The organism is Cupriavidus sp. 10L45, assembly GCF_056395225.1.
The window spans coordinates 128,337-153,525 of the sequence record NZ_JBFTJC010000005.1; the positions used below are offsets into that span (position 1 = coordinate 128,337).

Annotated in this window: 26 protein-coding genes and 1 pseudogene; 14 read left to right on the top strand and 13 right to left on the bottom strand. The window is 66.2% G+C overall.

Translation table 11 applies throughout. The features are described from left to right. The first annotated feature begins 5 nt into the window (after positions 1-5). The 4 genes from ureE to ureG are packed head-to-tail and all read left to right on the top strand — an operon-like array spanning position 6 to position 2,588. Positions 6-626, top strand: a complete 621-nt coding sequence (ureE, locus tag AC1DFU_RS10650; protein ID WP_441591999.1) for an urease accessory protein UreE — start codon at positions 6-8, stop codon at positions 624-626. 6 nt (positions 627-632) lie between these two features. Further along, positions 633-1,262 carry an endonuclease domain-containing protein gene (locus AC1DFU_RS10655; RefSeq protein ID WP_477105053.1) on the top strand — a complete coding sequence of 210 codons (630 nt, stop codon included), beginning with the start codon at positions 633-635 and terminating at the stop codon, positions 1,260-1,262. Then, a complete protein-coding gene (locus AC1DFU_RS10660; protein ID WP_092292455.1) occupies positions 1,259-1,951 on the top strand; it encodes an urease accessory protein UreF in 693 nt (230 codons plus the stop codon). The genes AC1DFU_RS10655 and AC1DFU_RS10660 overlap by 4 nt, the downstream gene beginning before the upstream one ends. A 13-nt stretch (positions 1,952-1,964) precedes the next feature. Then, positions 1,965-2,588, top strand: coding sequence for an urease accessory protein UreG (gene ureG, locus AC1DFU_RS10665; RefSeq protein ID WP_092292457.1), 624 nt, complete (start codon positions 1,965-1,967; stop codon positions 2,586-2,588). A gap of 3 nt (positions 2,589-2,591) precedes the next feature. Here the strand turns inward: ureG and AC1DFU_RS10670 are convergent, their stop codons facing one another. Further along, positions 2,592-2,774 (bottom strand): hypothetical protein, encoded by a 183-nt coding sequence (locus AC1DFU_RS10670; protein WP_369823399.1) that lies wholly within the window; start codon positions 2,772-2,774, stop codon positions 2,592-2,594. Between the two features lie 57 nt (positions 2,775-2,831). After that, positions 2,832-2,972, bottom strand: a pseudogene (locus tag AC1DFU_RS10675) (helix-turn-helix domain-containing protein); the annotation flags it as partial. 288 nt (positions 2,973-3,260) lie between these two features. Here AC1DFU_RS10675 and AC1DFU_RS10680 point away from each other — a divergent pair. Further along, positions 3,261-3,914, top strand: coding sequence for a hypothetical protein (locus AC1DFU_RS10680; protein ID WP_092292461.1), 654 nt, complete (start codon positions 3,261-3,263; stop codon positions 3,912-3,914). 22 nt (positions 3,915-3,936) lie between these two features. Here the strand turns inward: AC1DFU_RS10680 and AC1DFU_RS10685 are convergent, their stop codons facing one another. Then, positions 3,937-4,629: a glutathione binding-like protein gene (locus AC1DFU_RS10685; protein ID WP_092292463.1), complete on the bottom strand. Its 693-nt coding sequence runs from the start codon at positions 4,627-4,629 to the stop codon at positions 3,937-3,939. 204 nt (positions 4,630-4,833) lie between these two features. Further along, positions 4,834-6,096 (bottom strand): acyl-CoA dehydrogenase family protein, encoded by a 1,263-nt coding sequence (locus AC1DFU_RS10690; protein WP_092292465.1) that lies wholly within the window; start codon positions 6,094-6,096, stop codon positions 4,834-4,836. A 156-nt stretch (positions 6,097-6,252) separates the two neighbouring features. Here AC1DFU_RS10690 and AC1DFU_RS10695 point away from each other — a divergent pair, with 156 nt between their 5' ends. The 3 genes from AC1DFU_RS10695 (at position 6,253) to ggt (ending at position 10,663) form a co-directional block, all read left to right on the top strand. Next, positions 6,253-7,194: a LysR family transcriptional regulator gene (locus tag AC1DFU_RS10695; protein WP_092292467.1), complete on the top strand. Its 942-nt coding sequence runs from the start codon at positions 6,253-6,255 to the stop codon at positions 7,192-7,194. Between the two features lie 237 nt (positions 7,195-7,431). Then, positions 7,432-8,592 carry a CAP domain-containing protein gene (locus AC1DFU_RS10700; protein ID WP_441592005.1) on the top strand — a complete coding sequence of 387 codons (1,161 nt, stop codon included), beginning with the start codon at positions 7,432-7,434 and terminating at the stop codon, positions 8,590-8,592. A 154-nt stretch (positions 8,593-8,746) separates the two neighbouring features. Further along, positions 8,747-10,663 (top strand): gamma-glutamyltransferase, encoded by a 1,917-nt coding sequence (ggt, locus tag AC1DFU_RS10705; protein ID WP_441592007.1) that lies wholly within the window; start codon positions 8,747-8,749, stop codon positions 10,661-10,663. Between the two features lie 94 nt (positions 10,664-10,757). On the opposite strand, the gene AC1DFU_RS10710 is transcribed toward ggt, so the two are convergent. The 4 genes from AC1DFU_RS10710 to AC1DFU_RS10725 form a co-directional block, all read right to left on the bottom strand. Continuing rightward, on the bottom strand, positions 10,758-11,759 hold the full coding sequence (locus tag AC1DFU_RS10710) for a Bug family tripartite tricarboxylate transporter substrate binding protein (RefSeq protein ID WP_092292473.1): 1,002 nt from the start codon (positions 11,757-11,759) through the stop codon (positions 10,758-10,760). Positions 11,760-11,965: 206 nt separating this feature from the next. Further along, positions 11,966-13,042, bottom strand: a complete 1,077-nt coding sequence (locus AC1DFU_RS10715) for a phosphotransferase (RefSeq protein WP_441643837.1) — start codon at positions 13,040-13,042, stop codon at positions 11,966-11,968. A 61-nt stretch (positions 13,043-13,103) separates the two neighbouring features. Further along, on the bottom strand, positions 13,104-13,883 hold the full coding sequence (locus tag AC1DFU_RS10720; protein WP_441592011.1) for an oxepin-CoA hydrolase, alternative type: 780 nt from the start codon (positions 13,881-13,883) through the stop codon (positions 13,104-13,106). A 67-nt stretch (positions 13,884-13,950) separates the two neighbouring features. Next, positions 13,951-15,474 (bottom strand): 3-hydroxyacyl-CoA dehydrogenase, encoded by a 1,524-nt coding sequence (locus tag AC1DFU_RS10725; RefSeq protein ID WP_441592012.1) that lies wholly within the window; start codon positions 15,472-15,474, stop codon positions 13,951-13,953. A 178-nt stretch (positions 15,475-15,652) separates the two neighbouring features. Here AC1DFU_RS10725 and AC1DFU_RS10730 point away from each other — a divergent pair, with 178 nt between their 5' ends. The 4 genes from AC1DFU_RS10730 to AC1DFU_RS10745 all read left to right on the top strand — a co-directional run bounded on the left by AC1DFU_RS10730 (position 15,653) and on the right by AC1DFU_RS10745 (position 17,946). Then, positions 15,653-16,294 carry a glutathione S-transferase gene (locus AC1DFU_RS10730; protein ID WP_441592014.1) on the top strand — a complete coding sequence of 214 codons (642 nt, stop codon included), beginning with the start codon at positions 15,653-15,655 and terminating at the stop codon, positions 16,292-16,294. Between the two features lie 208 nt (positions 16,295-16,502). Beyond that, on the top strand, positions 16,503-17,003 hold the full coding sequence (locus tag AC1DFU_RS10735) for a PAAR domain-containing protein (protein ID WP_441592015.1): 501 nt from the start codon (positions 16,503-16,505) through the stop codon (positions 17,001-17,003). Between the two features lie 3 nt (positions 17,004-17,006). Next, entirely contained in the window at positions 17,007-17,618 is a 612-nt protein-coding gene (locus AC1DFU_RS10740; RefSeq protein ID WP_092292485.1) for a hypothetical protein, read from the top strand. Between the two features lie 136 nt (positions 17,619-17,754). Then, on the top strand, positions 17,755-17,946 hold the full coding sequence (locus AC1DFU_RS10745) for a hypothetical protein (protein ID WP_092292487.1): 192 nt from the start codon (positions 17,755-17,757) through the stop codon (positions 17,944-17,946). 433 nt (positions 17,947-18,379) lie between these two features. Here the strand turns inward: AC1DFU_RS10745 and AC1DFU_RS10750 are convergent, their stop codons facing one another. Both AC1DFU_RS10750 and AC1DFU_RS10755 read right to left on the bottom strand, forming a co-directional pair. After that, positions 18,380-19,552 carry a pyridoxal phosphate-dependent aminotransferase gene (locus AC1DFU_RS10750; protein ID WP_441592017.1) on the bottom strand — a complete coding sequence of 391 codons (1,173 nt, stop codon included), beginning with the start codon at positions 19,550-19,552 and terminating at the stop codon, positions 18,380-18,382. Positions 19,553-19,604: 52 nt separating this feature from the next. Next, positions 19,605-20,132, bottom strand: a complete 528-nt coding sequence (locus AC1DFU_RS10755) for a putative toxin-antitoxin system toxin component, PIN family (protein WP_441592019.1) — start codon at positions 20,130-20,132, stop codon at positions 19,605-19,607. Positions 20,133-20,172: 40 nt separating this feature from the next. Between AC1DFU_RS10755 and yaaA the strand changes: the two genes are divergently transcribed. Beyond that, positions 20,173-20,958 (top strand): peroxide stress protein YaaA, encoded by a 786-nt coding sequence (yaaA, locus tag AC1DFU_RS10760; RefSeq protein ID WP_441592021.1) that lies wholly within the window; start codon positions 20,173-20,175, stop codon positions 20,956-20,958. Positions 20,959-20,994: 36 nt separating this feature from the next. Continuing rightward, the gene (locus AC1DFU_RS10765; RefSeq protein WP_092292495.1) at positions 20,995-22,137 is read left to right on the top strand and encodes a M14 family metallopeptidase; all 1,143 of its coding nucleotides are present in this window, start codon (positions 20,995-20,997) and stop codon (positions 22,135-22,137) included. Positions 22,138-22,192: 55 nt separating this feature from the next. Here AC1DFU_RS10765 and AC1DFU_RS10770 read toward each other — a convergent pair whose 3' ends face one another. The 3 genes from AC1DFU_RS10770 to AC1DFU_RS10780 form a co-directional block, all read right to left on the bottom strand. Further along, entirely contained in the window at positions 22,193-22,945 is a 753-nt protein-coding gene (locus tag AC1DFU_RS10770; protein WP_369823390.1) for a BspC domain-containing protein, read from the bottom strand. Positions 22,946-23,231: 286 nt separating this feature from the next. Beyond that, positions 23,232-24,104, bottom strand: a complete 873-nt coding sequence (locus tag AC1DFU_RS10775) for an N-formylglutamate amidohydrolase (protein WP_092292499.1) — start codon at positions 24,102-24,104, stop codon at positions 23,232-23,234. A 25-nt stretch (positions 24,105-24,129) separates the two neighbouring features. Continuing rightward, positions 24,130-25,116, bottom strand: a complete 987-nt coding sequence (locus AC1DFU_RS10780) for a Bug family tripartite tricarboxylate transporter substrate binding protein (RefSeq protein WP_092292501.1) — start codon at positions 25,114-25,116, stop codon at positions 24,130-24,132. Positions 25,117-25,189 lie beyond the last annotated feature (73 nt).

Sequence of the window (25,189 nt, forward strand, 5' to 3'; positions counted from 1 at the left end):
GGATTGTGATCAAGATCGACAAACACCTCCCCGCCCCGCACGGCATCGCGCCGGTGCTGGTGCGCCGCGCCCCGAAGCTCGTGCTGCCGTTCGGCGAGCGTAGCAAGAGCCGCCTGCGCGCCGTGCTCGACAACGGGGCGGAAGCAGCGCTGTTCCTGCCGCGCGGCACCGTGCTGCGCGGCGGCGACCTGCTGGTAGCCGAGGACGGTACTTTCGTCGAAGTGCAGGCGGCCCCCGAGTCCGTGCTGCAAGTGACGGCGGCCGACCCGCTGGCCCTGATGCGCGCCGCCTACCACCTGGGCAACCGCCACACCCCGGTGGAAGTCGGCCGCGATTACCTCCGCCTCGAATTCGATGCCGTGCTGGCCGACATGCTGGCCCGCCTCGGCGTGCAGGCCACCCGCGCCGAACTGCCCTTCGAACCCGAAGCCGGCGCCTACGGCGGCGGCCACAAACACGGCCACGACGCGACCTTCGCCGAAGACTACGCAGCGGCGCAGGCGGTGTTCCAGGATCACCATGGGCATTCGCACGGGCATGACCACGGCCACAGCCATGACCACGGGCACGACCACAGTCACGACCATGGTCACGTCCATGACGAGCACTGCGGCCACAAGCACTGAATCGCGATGACGCAGGTTGAGGCGCCTTCCCTCTCCCCCGACCCCTCTCCCGCAAGCGGGAGAGGGGAGCAAGCCGTGGGTGGTCTCCCCTCTCCCTCAGGGAGAGGGGTTGGGGGAGAGGGCCGGCGCGCGCCGAAGCCAACGTTCGTCCGTGCGCTAAGAGCCGGCATGACCGAGGCAGAGCAACGACTGTGGTACCACCTCCGTGCCCACCGTTTCCTGGGCTTGAAGTTCAAACGCCAGGTGCCGCTTGGCCCGTACATCGTCGATTTCGTCTGCATGGAATACAAGCTCGTGCTCGAAGCCGACGGCGGCCAGCACGGAGGCCAATCGGATCGGAAGCGCGACGCGTGGTTTCGCCGCGAGGGCTATGTCGTCCTGCGGTATTGGAACAATGAGGTGCTTCAGCAGACTGAATCCGTGCTGGTGGCCATTCATCAGGCTTTGATCGCCCGCGGATTTGTAGACGCGCCCGCCCTCGCCCCCAACCCCTCTCCCGCAAGCGGGAGAGGGGAGCAGCCCCTCGGCACGGCAAATGCTGTGGGTTGTCTCCCCTCTCCCTCAGGGAGAGGGGCCGGGGGAGAGGGCCGGCGCGTGCCGAAGTCCACTCCGCGCAAACCGCATCCGCACCCATGACCGCGCTCCCCCAATTGATTTCGCTGCTGCATCTGGCGTCGCCGGCGTTGCCGATTGGCGGCTTCAGCTATTCGCAGGGGCTTGAGGCGGCCATCGACTGCGGGCTGGTTAGCGATGCGGCGAGCGCCGAGCGGTGGATCCGGGACAACCTCACGCATGTGCAGGCGCACTGCGAGGCGCCGGTCTGGCTGCTGCTTCATCGTGCCTGGCAGGCGCACGACCTGGCTGCTGTACGGCGTTGGAACGACTGGTTTCACGCCACGCGCGAGACGGCGGAGCTTCGGCTTGAAACCGAGCAGATGGGCTGGTCGCTGTCGAAACTGATCGGCCAGATGGGGTGGGGCGAGGCCGCCATGGCATCGGACTTGTCCGAACTGGCGCCGATCTGCCTGCCCACCGCGTTCACGGCCGCCTGCGTGGCGCTTGGCGTGGATGCGCGCGACGGTCTCGCGGCCTATGCCTTCAACTGGGCCGAAAACCAGGTCGCCGCCGCGCTCAAGGCGGTGCCGCTCGGCCAGGTGGCCGGCCAGCACATCCTGCGCGGGCTGCACCCGGCCGTGCTGGCCGTGGTCGACGAAGCGGCGCAGCGCGCCGACGCCGATCCGCCCCGCCTGTCCACTTTTTCCCCGATGCTGGGCCTGCTCTCCGCACGCCACGAGACGCAGTACTCCCGGCTGTTCCGTTCCTGACCCAGCCACAAACATGACCCGAACCAAGAAAAATCCGCCCCTGCGCGTTGGCGTGGGCGGCCCCGTGGGCTCCGGCAAGACCACGCTGCTGGAAATGCTCTGCAAGGCCATGCGCGACCGCTACGACCTGGTCGCTATTACCAATGACATCTATACGAAGGAAGACCAGCGCCTGCTGACGATCTCCGGCGCGCTGCCGGCGGAGCGGATCATGGGGGTGGAGACAGGCGGCTGCCCGCACACGGCGATCCGCGAGGACGCCTCGATCAACCTCGAGGCCGTGGACCGTATGCTGGCGAAGTTTCCCGATGCCGACATCGTCTTCATCGAGTCTGGCGGCGACAACCTGGCCGCCACCTTCAGCCCGGAATTGTCCGACCTGACGATCTACGTGATCGACGTGGCCGGCGGGGAGAAAATCCCGCGCAAGGGCGGGCCGGGGATCACGAAGTCTGACCTGCTGGTGATCAACAAGACTGACCTCGCGCCGTACGTGGGGGCCTCACTCGAGATCATGGAAGCCGATGCCCGCAAGATGCGCGGGGAGCGGCCGTTCGTGATGGGGAGTGTCAAGGCCGGGCAGGGGCTCGATCAGATCATCGCCTTCATCGAACGCCAGGGCCTGCTGACGGTATAAGGCTCAGCGCGGCTGCTTGCGGGCCAGCGCGCGGGCCACGCCGGCCACCACGTCGCGCTCGAAATCGCTCAGTTCGGCCATGTAGCGCATCGTTGCCTGCACGGCCGGCGAGGTGTCGGCCTGATACGGCGAGCGCGGCGCCTCCACGGGCGCGGCGGCGGTTTCGTGGCGCGAGAAGTCCAACATCTCGGGCGGAGCCACGCCGAGTGTGTCAGCTAGAGTACATATGTTATAAAGAGCCACATTACGTGTGCCGCGTTCGATGCCGCTGAGGTACGATCTTGCCAGACCGCTTTCCAGCGACAGGGCTTCTTGTGACCAGCCGCGCTGCTTGCGCAACCAGGTCAGATGTCGCCCGAACAGCTTGAGAGGGTCGCCTGTCATATGCTGCTTTGTGGATTTTAAGTCGCTCAGAGCCTAAGGGTTTGACCCAAGCGTCACGACAACCTATAGTTCGTCGTTCTATCGGTACCAGATCCGCATCATAAGGGATGTGCCCAAAACGGGTACGGAGCGATGGTATTACCGGACGGCACCTAAGCCGTACCGAAACGGGGCAGTCGCGCAGTGAGGGGGGAGGTCGTCGGGCGGGAGATCCGCGCCGCATCGGGCCTGCCGCCATTGCGCATTCCGTGGGACCCCTGCGTCCCAGGCTCCGTTTTGGGGAATGCCATGCAGATTTTTTCGTTTTTCGACGCCGGGTTGTGCGGTGCAACGCCGCCCCTGCCGGACTCTCCGGACCTGAGCGTCGGTTTACAGTTATGTGTCATTCCGGCAACGGCCGGGCTCGGCCACGCCTGCCACCACGTGTTCCTGCGTGCCGGCGACGTGCAATCCGGCATTGTTTCCGCCCCGTCCGAATGGTGGGCCTGCCTGCGCGGCGGCCTGCGCGTGCTGTCCTCCGGGCAGGAACTGGCCGCGCTGGCCGGAGGCGATGTCTTCACGCCCCAGCCGGGGCAGCCGGTCATGCTCCAGGCCGTGCTGGACAGCGTGCTGGTGCGCACCGTGCCGCAGGCCGGCAGCCGGCCCGGCACGCCGAGTTTTGTCGTGATCGAGCCCGGCGAGCCCGACTGGGCCCAGCAGCTGCACGCGCATGACACGATGTGGGCCACCTGCTATCGCGGCACGTTGTGCCTGCAATGGCGCGCCACGCGCGGCACGGCCGGTGTGCGCACCGTCTACCTGCAGCCGGGCATGGCTTTCGCGCCGGACCGTCACGACGACTACTGCATCGACGCCATGGTGCCCGGCGCGGGTCTGCTGTGCTGCGCGCGCTCGCCAATCTTGGAAGCCGAACCCGTGGTCGCGCTGCCCCGGGCGGCCTGAAGGCTGACCGGGATGCAGGCGATCAGCGGCGCTGGTACTGCGTGGCGCCGAACAGGATCTCGCGCTCCGCGTCGGTCCGCATAGGCTTGCGCTCCTTGGCGAGCACTTCCACGCCACGCTTCACGGCGGGGCGCTCGGCAATCTCGTTGAACCAGCGCTTCAGGTGCGGGTAGTCGTCCAGCTCCACGCCCTGGTTCTGCCAGCTGCGCAGCCACGGGAAGGTGGCGATGTCCGCCACGCTGTAGCTGTCGCCGGCCAGCCAGGCGTGCTGCGACAACTGCTTGTCGATCACGCCGTAGAGCCGCTTGGCCTCGTTGGTGTAGCGGTTCACCGCGTACTCGATCTTCTCCGGCGCGTAGATGCGGAAGTGATGCGCCTGGCCCAGCATCGGCCCCACGCCACCCATCTGGAACATCAGCCACTGCAGGGCCTCGTACTTGCCGCGCACGTCCTCCGGCAGGAACTTGCCGGTCTTGCCGGCCAGGTACAGCAGGATGGCGCCCGATTCGAATAGCGAGATGGGCTGGCCGTCCGGCCCGTCACTGTCGACGATGGCCGGGATCTTGTTGTTCGGGCTGATCTTGAGGAAGGCCTCGCCGAACTGGTCGCCGGCGCCGATGTTGATCGGATGAACCTTGTACTCGAGGCCGCATTCCTCGAGCATGATGTGGACCTTGTGACCGTTGGGCGTGGCCCAGGTGTAGACGTCGATCATGAGGGAGCGCTCTCCTGGCTGCTTCGGAAACTTTCGGAAAATTCCGATGGGGAAGGGGCCCGGCGACCAGCGTCGCCAGGGTCCGAGCGATTAGAGCACAGAAGAAATAAGCCTGCTGGCGGTGCGGTCATCGCGGCGGCTCCCATGAAAAAACGCGCGACCGACAGGCCGCGCGTTTCGGGGAATGACGACTACCAGCGAGGCTCAGGAGCCGCGCGTCACCGGCATCTGGATGCTGTCCGGGTTCAGGCTCATGTGCTTGGCCAGTTCCAGCTTGGCGATGGCGTTGCGGTGCACCTCGTCCGGACCATCGGCCAGGCGCAGCGTGCGCTGGTGCGCCCACCAGTTGGCCAGCGGGAAGTCGCCCGAGACACCCGCGGCGCCATGCACCTGGATCGCCCAGTCGATCACGCGCAGCGCCACATTCGGCGCCACCACCTTGATCATGGCGATCTCGGCCTTGGCTACCTTGTTGCCTACGGTATCCATCATGTAGGCGGCCTTCAGCGTCAGCAGGCGGGCCATCTCGATGTCGCAACGGGCTTCGGCGATGCGCTCCTGCGTCACACCCTGGCGGGCGATCTGCTTGCCGAAGGCCACGCGGTCCAGGCTGCGCTTGCACATCAGTTCCAGCGCGCGCTCGGCCACGCCGATGCTGCGCATGCAGTGGTGGATCCGGCCCGGGCCGAGGCGGCCCTGGGCGATCTCGAAGCCGCGCCCTTCACCCAGCAGGATGTTGGCGGCCGGCACGCGCACGTTCTTGAGTTCGATCTCCATATGGCCGTGCGGCGCATCGTCATAGCCGAACACGGGCAGGAAGCGCTTGATAGTGATGCCCGGGGTGTCCGCCGGCACGACGACCATCGACTGCTGCTCGTGGCGGCCGGCATCGGGATTGGTCTTGCCCATCACGATGTAGACCTTGCAGCGGGGGTCGCCGGCGCCCGACGACCACCACTTGGTGCCGTTGATCACGTAATGGTCGCCGTCGCGCTCGATGCGGCAGCTGATATTGGTGGCGTCCGAGGAGGCCACGTCCGGCTCCGTCATCAGGAAGGCCGAGCGGATCTCGCCGCGCAGCAGCGGTTCCAGCCACTGGTCCTTGAGTTCCTCGGTGGCGTAGCGCTCCAGCGTTTCCATGTTGCCGGTGTCCGGCGCAGCGCAGTTGAACACCTCGGGCGACCAGGGCGCGCGGCCCATGATCTCGCACATCGGTGCGTATTCGAGGTTCGACAGCCCCTCCGGCGCCCGCTTGGAGCGCGGCAGGAACAGGTTCCACAGCCCGGCTTCGCGTGCCAGCGGCTTCAGCTCCTCGACCACCTTGGTGGGAATCCAGGCGTTGCCGGCTTCGCGGTTGGCCTGGATCTCGGCGTAGAAGCGCTTTTCGTTCGGATAGATATGCTTGTCGAAAAAGGCCAGCAGCCGGGCCTGCATGTCCTTGACCTTGGGCGTGTACTCGAATTGCATGGGGTCTCCTCGCTACATTCGGGGGTGTGACGGCAGGCATCGCTTGGGAAGGATGCCGACTGGGGCCTACTCTAGCGGACTGCGCGTAATAAGAAAAATGAATTTTCTGGATTGGACAGTATCAATGTCCTGCATTTTCATGCCAGAATGCCTGCCATGCAGCTATCCCGGATCGACCTCAACCTCTTCGTGGTGTTCGATGCCATCTACAGCGAAGGCAGCATCACCGCAGCCGCGCGTCAGCTCAACCTGACGCAGCCCGCCGTCAGCCACGCGCTGGGGCGGCTTCGCACGCTGTTCGACGATCCGCTGTTCGAGCGGCGCGGGCAGGGCATGGCGCCCACGCCGCTGGCGCGCTCGCTGGCGGGCGAGGTGCGCGGCGCGCTGCAGTCGTTCGCGCGCACGCTGCAGGATACGCCGCACTTCGATCCCACCGCCACCACGCGCCGCTTCACTATCGGCATGCGTGATGCGCTGGAGTCCACGCTGCTGCCGCCGCTGATGGCGCGTGTGACGGCCATGGCACCGCACGTGGAGATCGCGGCGATCCGCTTCGACCGTCGCGAGATGGAGTCCGAACTGCTCGCCGGCACGCTCGATGCGGCCATCGACATCCTGCTGCCGGTGTCCCCGGCGATTCACCATGCCGCGTTCATGTCCGATCCGATGGTGGTGCTGGCGCGGCGCGACCATCCGCTGGTGAAGAAGGAGCTGACGCTGGAGCGCTATCTGGCTGCCGAACATGTGCACGTGTCGTCACGCCGGCGCGGGGCGGGCCTGGAGGACCAGGCGCTGCACCGAATGGGCCTGACCCGCCGCGTGCGGCTGCGCTGCCAGCACTATGCGGCGGCGTGCCGCGTGGTCAGTTGCACGGACCTGCTCGCCACCTTGCCGATGCGCTACGCCCGCATCGCCAACGAACCGTACGCCAACCGGCTGCTGGCATTGCCGTTCAAGGTGCCGGCGCTCGAACTGCATCTTTATTGGCATGCCGGCGGCGAGAACGACGGCGCCAACCGCTGGCTGCGCGAGCAGCTGATGGCGGTGATGACGTCGCTCGGCAATGGCATGGGCGACGGTCCCCCCGCCGACGCGTAACGCGTAACGCGCATTTCCCCCGCGTGCCGCGCGCGCGGGTCACAACGTAAGCCATTGTTAGCAGGCTGGACGGTGCGGGAGGCGCTCCCTAACATCGTCCCGTTCCACCTGCCCCGGACGCCTCATGCCACGCATGACACCGCGCCGCCGCGCGCGCGTCCACACCCAGGCAGCCCCCTCCATCCACGACGACAGATCCGCATTCCGATGCCAGGGAAACACTTGTCTAACGATTTCATGCCCTCCCGCGCGAACGCCTTCGCGCGACCGATCCCGATGGCGATCCTGGCAGCCTGCGCTGCCTTCGCGCTCAGCGCCTGTGGCGGTGGCGGCGATAGCGCCCCCAGCGCGGGCACCAGCGCCGCCCCGGCAGCCGGCGCCGCCAATGCGAGCCAGGCGGCGTCCGGGCAGTCCCCCGCCAACGGCAGCCAGACGGCGACGCTCCCGGCCGGCGCCGACCGCGCCTGCTACACGGTGACCGGCAGCGCGCCGGCGCCGGTCACGGGCAGCGTGAGCCTGCTGCCGGCGCGCGGCACCGGCGTCTCGGGCTATCGCGTGCTGGACGACGCGCGCAGCGCCGGCCTCTGCTACGCCAACTATCGGCGCGAGCAGGTGGGCCTGCCGCCGCTGACCGCGCGCGACGCGCTCAATACCGTCGCCCAGAACCACACCGCCTACATGCTGGCCAACAACCTGCTCACGCACGACGAGCAGTCGGGCAAGTCCGGCTACACGGGCGCCACGCCGAACGACCGCATCCAGGCCGCCTATCCGACCAATGCCACGGCGGAAGTCGTGGCGGCTGGCAACAAGTGGACCAGCGCGGCGGGCGCCAACCTGTCGATGGCGCCGAAGGACGCGCTCGTGGCGGACCTCGTCAACGCGCCGTTCCACCGCGCCGCGCTGCTGGGCAGCTACGGCTCGGCCGGCAGCGGGTTTGCGGAAAGCGTGGGCGCCGGCAGCAGCGGCGGCACCTCGGCCAGCTACTACCAGACCATCGACCTCGCCGATGCCAGCAAGGGCGGCGCGGATAACCAGGTGGTGGCGTACCCGTACAGCGGCCAGGCCGATGTGCCGGCGAGCTGGGTCAACAATGAGAGCCCCAACCCGGCGCCTTCGTACACGGGCCAGACCATGGGCTACCCGGTGATGGTGCAGGCCATCAACACGTCGCTGGTGTTCAATGCCGATACGTTCACCATCACCGACGCCGCCGGCACCAACGTGCCCTGCGAGAAGGTGGATGCGCGCACGTCGGGCATGTCGAGCTACGCGCGCGGGCTGGCCATCTGCACGCCGCGCGCGCCGCTGGCCGCCCACACGCGCTACAACGTCACCGTCGGCGGCACGCTGAACGGGCAGGGCGTGAACCTGAACTGGTCGTTCACCACGCTGTGATGGCGAACTGACACTATGTATACGGGGCGGCGCCCGCCGCCTCGTTCCCGTGCCTCCGCGCCGGTCATCCCCGATCGGCCAGTCAGCCGTTTACAAGCGCATTACCGGTCATCTGCGTCTACAATCGCCTCAGCTTCCCCCCAGGAGAGATGGCATGGCTCGCGCAGTGACGAAGACACCGGCAGTTTCCCCGTCAACCCCCTCCTTGCTGTGGCGCGGCACGCTGGCCGTGGCGCTGGCCGCCGTGCTGGCGGGCTGCGGCACCGCCGCCAAGGATGCGGGCACGCCATCGGCATCGGGCACGGCCACGGCCGCGCCGGCCCAGGCGCCGGCGGCTGCCATGCCGCCCGCGCCGGAGGTCTCGTCGGGCTACCGGCCCGACATGACCACCAGCTACGGGCAGAAGCACATGGCCGCCGCGGCCAATCCGCTGGCCACCGAGGCCGGGCGCGAGATCCTGCGCGCGGGCGGCTCGGCCATCGACGCCGCCGTCGCCATGCAGGCCGTGCTGACGCTGGTGGAGCCGCAGGCCACCGGCATCGGCGGTGGCGCCTTCATCATGTACTGGGACGGCAAACGCGTGCAGGCCTTCGATGGGCGCGAGACGGCCCCGGCCGGCGCCACCGAGAACCTGTTCATGCGCGCGGACGGCAAGCCGATGGAATTCTCCGAAGGCCAGATCGGCGGCCGCTCGGTGGGCGTGCCCGGCGTGCTGCGCGCGCTGGAGATGGCGCACCGCCAGCATGGCCGGCTACCCTGGGCGCGACTGTTCCAGCGCGCCATCACGCTGGCCGAGAACGGTTTCCCGATGTCCCAGCGGCTCTACACCCAGGTGGCGGCCGACAAGTTCATGATGGGCTCGTCGGAGATGGCCGGCTACTTCCTCGATACGCAGGGCAAGGCCAAGCCGGTCGGCACCCTCGTCAAGAATCCGCAACTGGCCAAGACGCTGCGCGAGATCGCCAAGGGCGGCCCGAACGTGTTCTATAACGGGCCGATTGCGCAGGACATCGCTGCCAAGGTCAACAGCCATACCAATCCGGGCAGCCTGAGCACGGCCGACCTGAAGGGCTATCGCGCCAAGGAGCGCGTGCCGGTCTGCACGGACTACAAGCGCTGGAAGGTGTGCGGCATGCCGCCGCCGTCGTCGGGCGGCATCGCCATCGCCCAGATCCTGGGCACGCTGGAGGCCCTTGAGAAGCGCGACCCACGCTACGCGCTGGCCAGCCTGAAGCCGCAGCCGGTGAACACCCCGGCGCGTGTGGAAGCCGCGCCGCTGGCCGTGCACGCCATCTCCGAGGCCGACCGCCTGGCCTACGCCGACCGTGGCCTCTACGTGGCCGATGCCGACTTCGTGCCCGTGGATGTGGCCGCGATGGTCAGCCCGGCCTACCTGACCGAGCGCGCCGCGCTGATCGGCGACAAGAGCATGGGCCGCGCCCAGCCGGGCACGCCGCCGGGAGTGAAGGTGGCGTTCGCGCCGGATCGTTCGCCGCCGCGCATCTCCACGTCGCAGATCGTGGCCGTGGACAACCGGGGCGGGGCGTTGTCGATGACGACGACCATCGAGTCGTACTTCGGCTCGCACATCATGGTGCGCGGCTTCATGCTGAACAACGAGATGACCGATTTCTCGTTCACGCCGAGCGAGAACGGCAAGCCGGTGGCCAACCGCGTGCAGCCGGGCAAGCGCCCGCGCTCGTCGATGGCGCCGACGCTGGTGTTCGACCGCCAGAGCGGCAAGCTGGTGGCGGCGCTGGGCTCGCCGGGTGGCTCGCAGATCATCGAGTACGTGTCGAAGACGTTGGTCGGCCTGCTGGACTGGGACATGGACGTGCAGACCGCCGTGGGCATGGGCAACTTCGGCAGCCGCAATGGCCCGACCGAAGTGGAGAAGGGTCTGGTGACGCCGCAACTGGTGGAATCGCTGCGCGGCATGGGCCATCAGGTGGCCGAGATCGAGATGACGAGCGGCACGCAGGCCATCGTGCGCAAGACCCTGCCGAACGGCAAGCCGGGCTGGGCCGGCGGCGCGGACCCGCGCCGTGAAGGGGTGGCGCTGGGGGAGTGATTCAGCCGGATTGATGCTGCAGGAAAGACAAAAAGGGCGCGAAGATATCGCGCCCTTTTTGCTTGCCGCGTTGCAGCGGGGAATGCCGGTGGCGTCAGCCGTCCAGCTTCACGCCTGCGGCCTTCACCACCTGGGCCCAGCGCTTTTCCTCGGTCGAGAAGAACTTGCTGGTTTCCGGCGGCGTCATGGTCACCACTTCGGCGCCCTGGCCGGCCAGTTGCGCGCGGATTTCGGGGGTGCGGATGATGCGGATCAGCTCGCTCGAGAGGCGGGCCACGAGCGCATCCGGCATGCCGGACGGCGCCATCACGCCCTGCCACGTACCCGATTCGAAGTTCGCCACGCCTTGCTCGGCAATCGTCGGCACCTGTCCGACCAGCGCCATGCGCGTGCGCTTGGACACGGCCAGCAGCTTGAGCTTGCCGGCCTGCACCTGCGGATAGGTCGCCAGCATCCCGTTCATCAGCACCTGCGCGGTACCGCCCACGGTGTCGGCAATCGCCTGCGCGCCGCCCTTGTACGGCACGTACTGCCATGCCGCGCCGGTGGCCTGCTGCACCGCCACGCCCGCCAGATGCGGCGCGCTGCCGATGGCCGTCACGGCGAAGTTCAGCGTCTGCTTGTGCGACAGCGCCACCAGTTCCTTGAGGTTGTTGGCGGGCACCGACGGATGCACCACCAGCAGGTGGGGCGAGTAGGCCAGCATCGACACGCCCTTGAGATCTTTCTCAGGGCTGAAGCTCAGCTTGGTGTAGACGGACGGGCTGATGGCCAGCGCGCCCACATCGCACAGCAGCAGCGTGTGGTTGTCCGTGCCGGCCTGCGCCACCATGGCGGCGCCGATGTTGCCGTTGGCGCCCGGACGGTTGTCCACCACCACGGCCTGGCCCAGCGCTTCGCCGAGCGGCTTGCTGATCAGGCGGGCGATGATGTCCGACGAACCGCCGGCGGGGTAGGGCACCACCAGCCGGATCGGCTTGGTCGGCCACTTGTCGGCAGCCCAGGCCGACGCCGGGGCGAGGATGCCAGAGGTGCCGAAGGCGCCCAGTGCGGCCAGGCCCGATGCCTGGCCAAGGAATTGGCGGCGATTGCTCATGCTGTGTCTCCTAATGCTTATCTGCTTATCTGCTTATCGTCTGTTGTCGTACAACATGGCAGCAGTGTAGACGCGATTTAGCCTTTGGTCATCAGGGTTATGGCTAGGGATAGTACTCAGTTGTCTGATGACATGCAGACAATTGCCCCCCCAGAAGGCACATCGCCCCGGCGGTGCGGGGCGATGTCGGGCAGGAAGATGCAGGATCAGGCGCCTGATTTCTGCGCGTAGGCCCAGCCCATTTCGGCCATCGGGCGGGCGCGCTTGCCGGCGTCGGTGGCCTGCGCCGACGACGCCGTGCCATCGACCACGCGCTTCATGATCCCCTGCAGGATGCCCGCGATGCGGAACATGCTGAAGGCGAGGTAGAAATTCCAGTCGCCCGTGATCTGGCGGCCGGTGCGCTGCTCATACAGGCGACGATAGGCGGCTTCATCGGGAATGCCCAGCGCCTGATGGTCGAGCCCGGCGATGCCCCGGAACTGGCCCGGCTGGATATGCCAGCTCATGCAGTGATAGCCGAAGTCAGCCATCGGATGGCCCAGCGTGGACAGCTCCCAGTCGAGCACGGCCAGCACGCGCGGCTCGGTGGGGTGGAACATCAGGTTGTCGAGCCGGTAGTCGCCATGGACGATGGTGGTCAGTTCGTCGGCATCGGCCGGAATGTGATTCGGGAGCCATGCGATGAGCTGGTCCATCGCCGGGATCGATTCGGTCTCGGACAGCTTGTACTGCTTGCTCCAGCGCTCGATCTGGCGCTGGAAGTAGTTGCCCGGCTTGCCGTAGTCGGCCAGCCCGATCGCCTTGTAGTCCACCGAATGCAGCGCAGCGATGACGCGGTTCATCTCGTCGTAGATCGCGCCGCGCTGGGCCGGGGTCATGTCCGGCAGCGCCTGGTCCCACAGCACGCGGCCGCTGACGAACTCCATGATGTAGAACGCGCGGCCGATCACCGACTCGTCCTCGCAGAGCGCGAACATGCGGGCTACGGGCACGTCGGTCTGGGCGAGGGCGGCCATCACGCGGTATTCGCGCTCGATGGCATGCGCCGACGGCAGCAGCTTCGCCTTCGGCCCCGGCTTGGCGCGCATCACATAGGTCTGGCCGGGCGTGATCAGCTTGAACGTGGGGTTCGACTGGCCGCCCTTGAATTGCTCGATGGTCAGCGGGCCGGCAAAGCCCTCCACATGCTGGCGCATCCAGGTCTCGAGCGCGCCCATGTCGAAGCGCTGCTGGTCGGCCACGGGGCGGGTCCCTTCAAAATGCGAAACGTTGCTGCTCATGCTGTCTCCGGTCTGTCTTTTTTATGTGGCGATGGCGTCGGTGCGTGGCGCGGGGGGGACTTCAGCGGTAGTTCGGCTTGCGCTTCTCCAGGAAGGCGCTGATGCCTTCGCCCGCGTCCGGGTGGTGCAGCGCTTTCACGAAGCTGTCGCGCTCGGCGGCCAAGTGCTCGGTCAGCGAGGCGCTGCCGGCGTGGTTGATCAGCGCCTTGATGCCCTGGACCGCGTTCGGCGATTCCTTGGCCAGGTTCTCGGCAATGCGCAGCGCCTCGGTCACGGCCTGCCCCGGCGGCACCACGCGGTTCACGATGCCGAAATGGGCCAGTCGTGCCGGATCGACCGGCTTGCCATCCATCATCATTTCACTGGCGAGCTGGCGCGGCAGCATGCGGGCCAGTTCGTAGGAGCCGCCGCCGTCCGGCGTCAGGCCCACCTTCACATAGGCCATGACGAACTTGGCGTCGCTGGCCGCCACCACGAAATCGCACGCCAGCACCAGCGAGAAGCCCGCGCCGGCGGCGGGGCCTTCCACGGCGGCGATGATCGGCTTGGGGAACGCGTGCAGCGTTTCGATCCAGTGATTGAGGATTTCGATGCTTTTGGCCTGTACCTCGGCCGGCTGGGAGCGGTTGCCGAGCAGGCGGTTCAGGTTGCCGCCGGCGCAGAACACGCCGTCGGCGCCGGTCAGCACCACCGCGCGGATGGTGTTGTCGCGCGCCGCCACTTCCAGCGCCTCCTGGCTTGCCGCGTAGATGTCCGGATGCAGCGCGTTGCGCGCCTCGGGGTTCGAGATGGTCAGGACGAGCGTGGCGTCCACGCGTTGGGAAAGCAGCTGGGCGGTCATGGCGGCCTCTTGATGGGCAATGCGGGAGAAAAAAGCGCCCCGTGTCTCGGCGGGGCGCCCGGGAGGATCAGGCTTCTTCGGTCAGCAGCGACAGGCCCAGGCCGGCCCTACGCCACAGCCACGGGCTCGGGCGGTAGCGCATGTCGCCAGTCAGGCGGTCCAGGTTGCTCAGCACTTCGAGGATCTGCGCGGCGCCAATCGCATCGCCCAGCGCCAGCGGGCCCTTGGGGTAGCCCAGGCCGAGGTTCACGGCGAGGTCGATGTCGGTCGGCGTGGCGATGCGTTGCTGGGCGATGTCGCTGGCGATATTGACGATGCAGCCGATGATGCGCTGGGCGACGAAGCCGGCCGAGTCGCGGATCACGGTGACGGGCACGCCATCGCTGGCGAACAGGCCGTGCGCGGCGTCGCGGGCGGCGGCGCTGGTGGCCGGCGTGGTCATCAGCGTGCGGCGCTTGGTGGCTTCGAACGGCAGCAGCGTGTCGATGGCGACCACGCGGCTGGCATCGAGCCCTTGCTGCAGGGCAGTCGTGGTGGCGTCGAGACCCAGCGGGGTGACCACGATCAGTGCGTCGGCGGACGGGGCGTTGCCGCCTTCCGGCGTGACGCCGAGCGCGGTCAGCAGCTTCACGGTCATCGCATGACCACGCTCATTGGCGCGGCTCACCCACACGCTGGCCGGGCGCGCATCGGGCACCGGCTTGGCGGCAGGCACCTGCTTCTGGCCGTCCGGGTAGGCGTAGAAGCCCGCGCCGGTCTTGCGGCCCAGCAGCCCGCCCGTGTAGCGCAGCGCCGTGATCGGCGACGGGCGGTAGCGCGCTTCCTGATAGAACTGGTTGTAGATCGATTCCATCACCGGGTGCGACACATCGAGCCCGGTCAGGTCCATCAGCTCGAACGGGCCCATGCGGAAACCGGCTTGCTCGCGCATGATGTTGTCGATATCGACGAATTCGGCCACGCCTTCCTGGGCGATCTTCAGCCCTTCGATATTCATGCCACGGCCGGCGTGGTTGACGATGAAGCCGGGCATGTCCTTGCAACGCACCGGCGTGTGACCCATGCGGCGCGACAGTTCCATGAGCTGATCGCCGATGGCGGGGTTGCCCGACAGGCCGTCGATGACCTCCACCACCTTCATCAGCGGCACCGGGTTGAAGAAGTGGTAGCCCACCACGCGGCCCGGGTGCCTGGCGCCCACGGCGATGGCCGTGATCGACAGCGACGAGGTGTTCGACGCGATCACCGCGTCTTCCCGGACGATGGCTTCCAGCTTGGCGATCAGGTCGCGCTTGACCTCGAGCTTCTCCACGATGGCTTCCAGCACCATGTCGCAGCCGGCCAGGTCTTCCAGCGCGTTGCACGGCTTCACGCGGGCCAGCGCGGCCTCGCTGTCGGCGGCGCTGATCTTGCCCTTGTCGGCCAGCTTGGCGAACGTGTCCTGCAGGTACTGGCGCGCGGCGGCCACGGCTTGGGCGTTGACATCGAACAGGTTGACCGTCAGGCCCGCCTGTGCGGCAATCTGGGCAATACCGCGGCCCATGGCGCCCGTGCCGACGATGCCGAGCGTTTGAATAGTGGGTTGGCTCATCGTTCGTCCAAAAAAAGTTGTGGTTAAATTAGCACGATCGTACGATTTCTGCATCTTCCGCGACAGCGGGTAGGCTTACGTGGCGTGCGAAGATCGGCCAGGCGGGGGCGCCTCAAGCGTCCTCGGGTCTACATGGACGCGACCCGGACGATCCATTTCAATAACGGAGAGAGACGACATGCTGAAGCTCTGCGGCTTTGCCGCCAGCAATTACTACAACAAGGTCAAGCTGGCGCTGCTGGAAAAGAACCTGCCATTCGAGGAAGTGCTGGCCTGGATCGGCGAAACCGACCTCGCGGCGACGCCCCTCGGCAAGGTGCCCTACATCATCACCGATTCCGGGCCGCTGTGCGAATCGGAAACCATCGCGGAATACATCGAGGCGACTTATCTCCAGGCGCCGCTGCTGCCGCATGACGCCTACCAGGCGGGCAAGGTGCGCGAACTCGTCACCTTCATGGAGGTATATCTGGAGCTGACGGTGCGCGAGCTGTATCCGGAGGCGTTTTTCGGCGGCAAGGTCAGCGATAACCTCAAGGAGCGCCAGCGCCGCCTGCTGGACCGTTATATCCCCGGTTTCGCCAAGCTGGCGAAATTCTCGCCCTTCGTGGCTGGCGATACCTTCACGCTGGCCGACTGCGCCGCCATCTGCCACCTGCCGCTGGTGTCGTCCTGCACGAAAATCATCTACGGCGAAGATTTGCTGGCGGACCTGCCGGTCAGGGCCTACCTCAAGGCCATGTCCGAGCGGGCGAGCGTGCAGAAGGTCAACGCGGACCGCAAGGCCAATACCGAGCTGATGCTGAGCCGCAACCGGTAAATCGCCGCGATTCACCGGATAGGCTTTGATCAGCATTTTCTGGCGCCCCGCTTGCGGGGCGCTTTGCGTTGGCAGGGCCGATGGTAAATGCGCGGCTCGGGGTTTTCCGAGCACTCACCATTTGGTGCAAATTAATCAGGATTCTTCTATATACGGCCGATTTTTTCGTCGGTTAGATGGCGGCTCATCTAACAACGAAGGGGCACGTATGGCGGGTCAAAAAGGCATCGTTCGCCGGGGCGATACGACGACACACGGCGGCAAGGTATTGGAGGGCGAGCCCACGTTCGTCTTCTACGGGGAACCGGCGGCCGGCGTCGGACACATGGTCTGGTGTCCGCAATGCAAGGGCACCTTCCCGATCATCGAGGGCGATCCCACCTTCCAGGCCATGGGCCGCGCCATGGCGCTCGACGGCATGCTGACCGCGTGCGGCGCCCGGCTGATTTCCTCGATAGGCGCCCAGGCGACGGTCCGGCACCCGGTGAGCGGAACCTCGGCCGACCCGGCGCCCGATGAAGAGGACCGCTACGACGACCGCTACATCCTGCGCGACAGCGCCACCGGCGAGCCGCTGCCCAACACGGAATACGCGGCGGTCCGGGCCGGCGCCGCGCCCGAATTCGGCACAACCGACGCACAAGGCCGCACCCATCTGCTGGCAGCCCAGCAACGCGCCGACAACGTGACGATCTACGTCGAGGGGTGAGCGATGACCGAAACGCTGACCTCTCCGACCACGGGCAAGACGCTGGTGCGCGCCGGCGTCCGGGCGACTACGTTGACAAGGTTTGATGAAGCGAAGCCGATTCCCGTGCAGCGGGAGTTTATTGAGGTGGTGGTGTTTGATTCGAGGTTGCTTAGCCGTGGCTCGCAGTGGGGGCACGCTGCCATCGAAATTGACGGCACCGTCTACAGCCGTGCCCCAATATTATTCTTCAAGGGCGGGTACAGAAAATATCTGATTGGTAACACGAGGCGATGGAGAACCAAGCCAGACGGCACAATCGGAAAGGGCGTATATCGCGATGCCGTCGGGCTGCTGATGTGGGTATCTCTACGAGAGAAGGCCCTCATTAGAGACGAACTGGAAAGACGTGTGGCGGTCAATGCGAAATACTCATTATTCGATAATTCATGCAGCTCCAACGTTGCCGATGTGCTTGAGTTGGCCGGCATCATGGCGCGCGATCCGCGAGCGTTTGGCGAGCTGACACCGGTCATGCCCGCTGAATTACTCGGCGTATTGAAGAAGTCGAATCGTCTCGTCGAGACGCGAAACTATAAAAAGGGGTGGGAAGGTGGCGCGTCGGCAAACTGGTAAAGCCCGTCACTGGTGCGCCGTGGGGCTTGCCTGCATTGTTGGCGGAATGCTCTATGGATACTGGGCGGGCTATCGCATCCCTCTTGGCACTCACGTTGCGACAATACCCATCGAGCTATACGGAGATGCCGCTGGGATGGTTGAGCCCGTCGAATCCGTCATAGGTAAGGTGCAGGCCGGTGAACGCTGCAGGTTTATTCAGGTGACCATTGCGGAGGAAATGATGTTCTCCTACCGGGTGAAGTGTGGGGATTTGGACGGATGGACTGACGCCGGTGGTGCATTTGCGCCGCGGCTAGATCCGTACGAACTGTTCTCACTGAAATAAAGGGGGGGGAAGGTGGCGCGTTGGCAAACTGGTAAGGCGTGGCCATGGTTCGTCGCAGCATTGTTCTGCATCGTCTTGGCTCTGGGATATTGCAGCGGCTACCAAGTACCGATCAGAACGCATGTGGCGACGAAACCCGTCCCCCTCTACGGGAATCCCGAAGGAATGGTGCCTCCAGTTGCCCCCTTGGTTGGGGAAGTCGCACCCGGTGCGCGATGCAGGTTTGTGCAAATCGGCGTTGCAGCGGAAATGATGTACACCTACCGCGTGATATGCGGGGAACTGGATGGTTGGACCGAGGAGGCGTTTGCATTCGAGCCGACTCTGAATTCCTATGAGCCAGTTCAACAGGAAGAATGGAGGGAAGGTGGCACGTCGGCAACTAACCCATGCAGCCCGGGAGCCGACCACGTTCCCGGGCTGCCGGAATCCCTCAAATCTTCGCCAACCGATCCAGCGCCAACTTCAGCGTCTCTTCCTTCTTCGCAAAGCAGAACCGCACCACGCCCGATTCGCGCGGTTGCGAATAGAACGCCGACACTGGAATCGCGGCCACGCCGATCTCGCGCGTCAGCCACATCGAGAAATCGGCTTCGCTCATATCGGAAATCGCCGAATAATCGACGCACTGGAAGTACGTCCCGTCCGAGGGCAGCAGCTTGAAGCGCGTGGAGGCCAGCCCGGTGCGGAAGTAGTCGCGCTTGGCCTGGTAGAAGCCGGCGAGGTCCAGGTAGGGCGCCGGGTCGGCCATGTAGTCGGCCAGCCCGAACTGCACCGGCGTGTTCACCGTGAACACGTTGAACTGGTGGACCTTGCGGAATTCGTTCGACAGCGCAGCCGGCGCGGCCACGTAGCCGATCTTCCAGCCCGTGACGTGATAGGTCTTGCCGAAGCTCGACACCACGAAGCTGCGCCGCGCCAGCTCCGGATGGCGCGAGACCGACTCGTGCCGCTGGCCGTCGTAGACCATGTGCTCGTACACCTCGTCCGAGAGCAGCAGGATGTCCGTGCCGGCTAGCAGATCGGCCAGTTTCTGCATGTCATCGGTACGCCAGATGGTCCCCGTGGGGTTGTGCGGCGTGTTGATGAGGATCATCCGCGTCTTGGGGGTGATGGCGGCGGCGAGCTTGTCGAACGGGGTCCGGAACGCCGGCGCCTCAAGCGTGACGGGCACTGCGACGCCGCCGGCCATTTCGATGGCGGGCAGGTAGCTGTCGTAGCAGGGCTCGAGCACGATCACTTCATCGCCCGGATGCACTGCGCACAGGATCGCCGTCAGGAGGCCCTGCGTGGCGCCGGCCGTGATCGTAATTTCCGTATTCCAGTCGTACGTGTGGTCGTACAGCGTGGCGATCTTGCCGGCGATGGCCTGGCGCAGCGCGGGCACGCCGGCCATTGGTGGGTACTGGTTGTGGCCGGTGCGCATGGCGTGGGCCACGGCATCGACGATGCGCGCGTCGCAGTCGAAATCCGGGAAACCCTGGCCGAGATTGACGGCGTTCTTCTCGGCGGCCAGCGCCGACATCACGGTGAAGATGGTCGTGCCGACCTTGGGCAGGCGCGACAGCGGCGGGGTCAGGGGTGCGAGCGAGGATTCTGCGGACATGGCGCGGGAAGGAGGCAGGTTAGGGCGGCGGGTTCAGGACAAGCGGGTCATTTTAGCGGGGATCGGCGCCGGCAGTGGATGCCTCGGTCGCGGCGGCCAGCCAGGCGGCGAAAGCCGGCGGCGGCAGGATCTCCACGCCGCTCATGCGGCGCAGGCGGCTCCTGAGCTTCAGCACGGCCTTGTCCTTGGAGACCAGCAGCGCGGCGTGCGAGAAATGCGCCAGTTCGATGAACTTCTGGTCGTCGGTGTCGCGGCACTTGGGCAGCCGCACGGCGTCGAAGTCGGTCTGGTCCGGGGCGGGTTCGAGCGTGGCGAGCCGGTCCACCTGGGCCAGCGCGGCATCGATATCGACCGAAAACCGCGCGAATTGCGGGTAGGCCAGTACCCGGCGCAGCTCCTCCCGGCAGTCGGCGCGGATCACCGGGGCGATGGTTCCGGCGTCAAGCGCGGCGCGGATCGGCGCCACGTGGGGGTCCTGGAATACGAGCAAATCGACCCAGATATTGGAGTCGAGGACCACGCGGGGCGGCGGGGCGGCAAAAGCGACGCAAGGGGCGCCGGCGGTGGTGTCTGTGGGCATTCGCTACAATCTGGTCTTTGTTCCTGCCCGCGATTTTGCCATGCTCATCGTTCTGTCTCCTGCCAAGTCGTTGGATTACGAGACGCCCCCGCGCATCAAGACCCACACGATGCCGCGTTTTGTCGACCGTTCCACCACGCTGATCGAGCGCCTGCGCCGGCTGGCGCCGCAGGACGTAGCCGCGCTGATGGACATCTCCGACAAGCTCGCCGTGCTCAACGTCACCCGCTTTGCGGACTGGAGCCCCGAGTTCACGGCGGCCAACAGCAAGCAGGCGGTGCTGGCCTTCAATGGCGATGTTTACGATGGGCTGGACGCGAAATCGCTGTCCACCGATGACCTCGGGTTCGCCCAGAAGCACATTCGCATCTTGTCCGGCCTGTATGGCGTGCTGCGCCCGATGGATTGGATGCAGCCGTACCGGCTGGAAATGGGCACGCGCCTGGACAACGTGGCCGGCAAGGACCTCTATGCGTTCTGGGGCGACGACGTCACGACCCTCCTGAACAAGGACATGGCCGACCTCAAGCACGAGGGCGCGGCCACGCTCGTGAACCTCGCCTCCGAGGAATATTTCAAGGTTGTGCGACCCAAGGTGCTTGCCGCGCGCGTGATCACGCCAGTGTTCGAGGACTGGAAGGGCGGGCGCTACAAGATCATCTCGTTCCACGCCAAGCGCGCCCGGGGCACGATGGCGCGCTATGCGGTGACGCACCGCGTGACCGAGGCCAGCAAGCTCAAGCGGTTTGCCGAAGACGGCTACGCCTACGACAAGGCCGCGTCGGACGACACCCGCTGGGTGTTCCGCCGCCGCCTGGAAGACTGATAAAAGACTGATCGCTGACTGGAGAACCCGATTCCCATGACCTCAGCCCTGCATATCTCCACGCTGTTCGATTCCGGCGCGATCGAAGTCGAGGCGCTGGACCGTGCCGACGATATCCGCCTGCGCATTCGCGCCGACTCCCACGCCGATTTCCGCCAGTGGTTCCATTTCCGGCTGCAAGGGGCGGCGGGGCAGGCGTGCCGGCTCCAATTCGTGAACGCCGGCGAGTGCACCTATCCCGATGGCTGGCGCGACTACCGCGCGGTGGCGTCCTACGACCGCGCGCACTGGTTCCGCGTGCCCACGCGCTATGAGGGCGGCACGCTGACCGTCGAATTCACGCCCGAGCACGACAGCGTGTGGTTGGCCTATTTCGAGCCGTATCCCGAGGAGCGCCACCTGTCGCTGCTGGCCTCGTGCCAGCGCTCGCCGCTGGCGCGGCTGTCGCATCTGGGCAGTACCGTCGATGGCCGCGACCTGACCTGCGTGACCGTGGGCCAGCCGGGGCCAGGCAAGAAGACAGTGTGGATGATCGCCCGCCAGCATCCGGGCGAGAGCATGGCCGAATGGTTCTGCGAAGGCGTGCTGCAGCGGCTGACCGGCACCGGCATGTGGGCCGGCGACCCGGTGGCCCGCAAGCTGCTGGACCGGGCGGTGTTCCACATCGTGCCGAACATGAATCCGGACGGTTCTGCGCGCGGCAACCTGCGTACCAATGCCGCGGGCGCGAACCTGAACCGTGAGTGGATGCAGCCGAGCCTGGAAACCAGCCCCGAGGTATGGCACGTGCGCCGCGCCATCGAGGCCACGGGCGTGGACCTGTTTTTCGACATCCACGGCGACGAAGGGCTGCCCTATAACTTCGTGGCCGGGAGCGAGATGCTGCCGGGCTTCACCGATGCGCAGCGCGAGCAGCAGACGCGCTTTATCGACGCCTTCAAGCGCGCCACGCCGGACTTCCAGGACGTGCACGGCTACGCGGCCAGCAAGTACAACGCGGACGCCCTGAAGCTGGCGTCGAAATACATCGGCCACACCTTCGGGTGCCTGGCGCTGACGCTGGAAATGCCGTTCAAGGACAACGCCGACCTGCCCGATCCCGCGGTGGGATGGAATGGTGCGAAAAGCGGCCTGCTGGGCACGGCGATGCTCCAGGCGGTGCTGGAGTATCTGGAATAAGGCTCAAGGTGTTCCTCCCCTCCCCGCAAGCGGGCGAGGGGAGAACCTCCAGCGCTTACTGCTTCTTCTTCGTCTTGGTTGACGTCTTCGTCGTCGATTTTGTCGACTTCGACGACGATGTCGACGCCTTGGCGCTGCTCTTGCCCTTCTTCTTCGACGTCGTCGTCGGCGTGGCCACGGCCGGCGCGGCGGCTGGCTCGGCGATGACGTCGCCGTTGCTGTCGAGCAGTTCGTAGGCCAGCATCATCCCCTCGTCATACCCACAACGCACCCGCACGGGTTGCCATTGCGCCTCGCCGACACGCTTGTGGGCCGAGGCCGCGAACGTCACCACCGAATTCACCGGCACAGCCTGCTTGCCCTGCGAGAACCGGCCGCTCCACGGCTCCACCGTGGCCTGCCCATTGCTCAGCGCGCCGGTGGGAATCTTGAGCGCGTCGTAGGTGGCCGAGCGCGGCACCACCCAGCTGGCATGCGCGGCGCAATCGGCCACGCTGGCCGTCGCGTTCTCGGTCTTCATCAGCTGTTCGCGCATCCGGGTCCGATACTCGGCCAGGCTCACGCGGCCCTTGTCGGGCAACGTCACGGTCTTGATCGGTGGGTTGGTATTGACGACTGGCGGGGGCTTGACAGTCGGTGTGGCAGAAGCGGGAGCGGTAGCGGCGGGCGTGGTGCCCGGGGCGGCGGCGGTGTCGGTGGCCTCATCGCCCGGTGCGGTGGCGCACCCGGCGAGGGCCAGCGCGCCTGCCACTGCGGCGGTCAGCATGCACAGCCGGCCACCAAACAGTTCGGAAATTCGTCGGATCACGGGATCGTCTTTGCTTGTTCAGCAAGGAGGGTTGGCGAAGGATTGCCATGATAGAGGAAAGCCCCGCGCCAAAGTTCCGAAATGTTGTTACGTTCCGTTCGAATTGCGCGTAACGGCAGCGCAACCGCCGTGATCACGCTGCGTTCATGCGGGATCGGCGTCGTTCCAATATCAGAAAAGGCGCACGCGGCGCAAGTCAGGCGAACCCCGATGCAGTGCACGCGATGGAATGATCCCCGCCCGCGAGCGCGGGCGGGAACGGTCAGGGATGACCTTGGGGAAGACCTCAGGCGGTGCGCGTGAAGCGCAGCAGGTCGTCCATCAGCGCGTTGAGGTCGCGCTTGAGCTTGTCGAAGCCGGCGTTGGGCGCGAGGCCGACTTCATCCATGTACAGCTTGCGATTGATCTCAAGCTGCAGGCTGTTGCGGTTGGCCTGGGGCTGGCCCAGCACCCGCACGATCTCCACGCCCTTGTAGGGGTGGTTGCGCCAGACGTCGTAGCCCATCTCCTTGAGCACGCCTTCCACACGGTCGGTGAAACGCGTGTCGCAGGTGGTGCCGTCACGGTCGCCCACCACGAAATCCGGGTGTTGCAGGCCGGGGTGCTCGGTCGCGTACTGGGCGGCCTCGCTCGGCATGGAATGGCAGTTGATGTGCCAGACCTTGCCGTGGCGCGCCACGCCTTCGTCCGCCAGCCGTTGCAACTGGGCGTAGTAGGGCACGTAGTAGCGGTCGATGCGGGACTGGAGTTCGGCCACGCCGAGCTTGCGGTCGTAGATCGGCTCGCCGGTGTCCAGCACGCGCCAGACCAGGCCCTTGCCGAGGCGGGTCTTGGAAGTTTCCTGCTTGGCGCCGGGCCACGGCGCGTCCAGCAGGACTTCGTCGATCTCGCCCAGGCCGCGGTTGGCGTCGAGGTAGCTGCGCGGGAAGCCGGCGCAGAGCAGCGGGATGCCGCGCCCGGGGGCGTCGGCATAGAGCGCATCCACGAAGGTGTCTTCCGCCTGCCGCAGCAGCGGCAGGGGCAGGTTGCCGGCGTAGCGGAAGTCCGCCGGATACGTGGTGCAGCTGTGCGGGGAATCGAGAAAGAGCGGGCTGCTCTCGCCTTCCGGCATGTGCAGGAAGTACGGGCTTTCCGCGGTCTTTCGGTCTGCTTCAGTCATGCTGTGCCTGGGTTTGTTCCGTGGATTAGTCCAGGGAGATCTTGGCGGCGGCTGCCACGCGCTTGTTCTTGGCCACTTCGGTGGAAATCTGCTTGGCGAACTGCGCCGGGGTGTCGCCCACCGGGGTGGCGCCGAGCTTTTCCAGCTTGGCCTTTACTTCCGGCATCGCCAGCACCTTCACGGCGGCGGCGTTCAGCTTGGCCTGGATGTCGGCGGGCAGCTTGGCCGGGGCGATCAGGCCGAACCATGCCGAGTCGTTCACTTCGCCCAGACCCAGTTCGGCGAAGGTCGGCACGTTCGGCAGGGCAGCCACGCGCTTCGGCGCGGCTACGGCCAGCGCGCGGAGCTTGCCGCCTTCGATGAACGGCAGCGAGGAGGGCAGGTTGTCGAACAGCACCTGGACCTGGCCGGCCAGCGCGTCGTTCAGCGCCGGGCCCACGCCCTTGTACGGCACGTGCAGCAGTTCGGTGTGGCTGCTCATCTTGAACAGTTCGCCCATCATGTGCGAGACGCTGCCGTTGCCGGCCGAGCCATAGGCCATCTTGTTCGGCTCGGCCTTGGCCAGCGCGATGAACGACTTCATGTCGGTGGCCTTCACACCCGGGTGGATGCTCATCACGTTCGGCACCGAAGCCAGGTTCGTGATGGGGGTGAAGTCCTTGGTGGCGTCGTATTGCAGGCGCGGGTACACGGCCGGGTTGATGCCGTGGGTCGAGGCGGTGGCGATGCCGAGCGTGTAGCCGTCCGGCGCGGCCTTGGCGAGGTAGCCCGTGCCGATGCTGCCGCCGGCGCCGCCGCGGTTATCCACGACTACGGCCTGGCCCAGTTGCTGGCCCAGCTTGTCGGCCACGATGCGGGCTACGATGTCGGTGGTGCCACCGGCCGGGAACGGCACGACCAGCGTGATCGGCTTGGTCGGATACGTGCCCTGGGCAAAGGCGGGCAGGGTCAGGCCAGCGGCCGCGAAGGCAGTGGCGGCGGCGATGGCTTGGAGCAGGGGACGGCGTTGCATCAGGTCGATTCCGAGGAGGGAAAGAGGGGGAAGAGGGGGAAGAGATTCGAAAAGAACGGTTTTTCCGATTCTG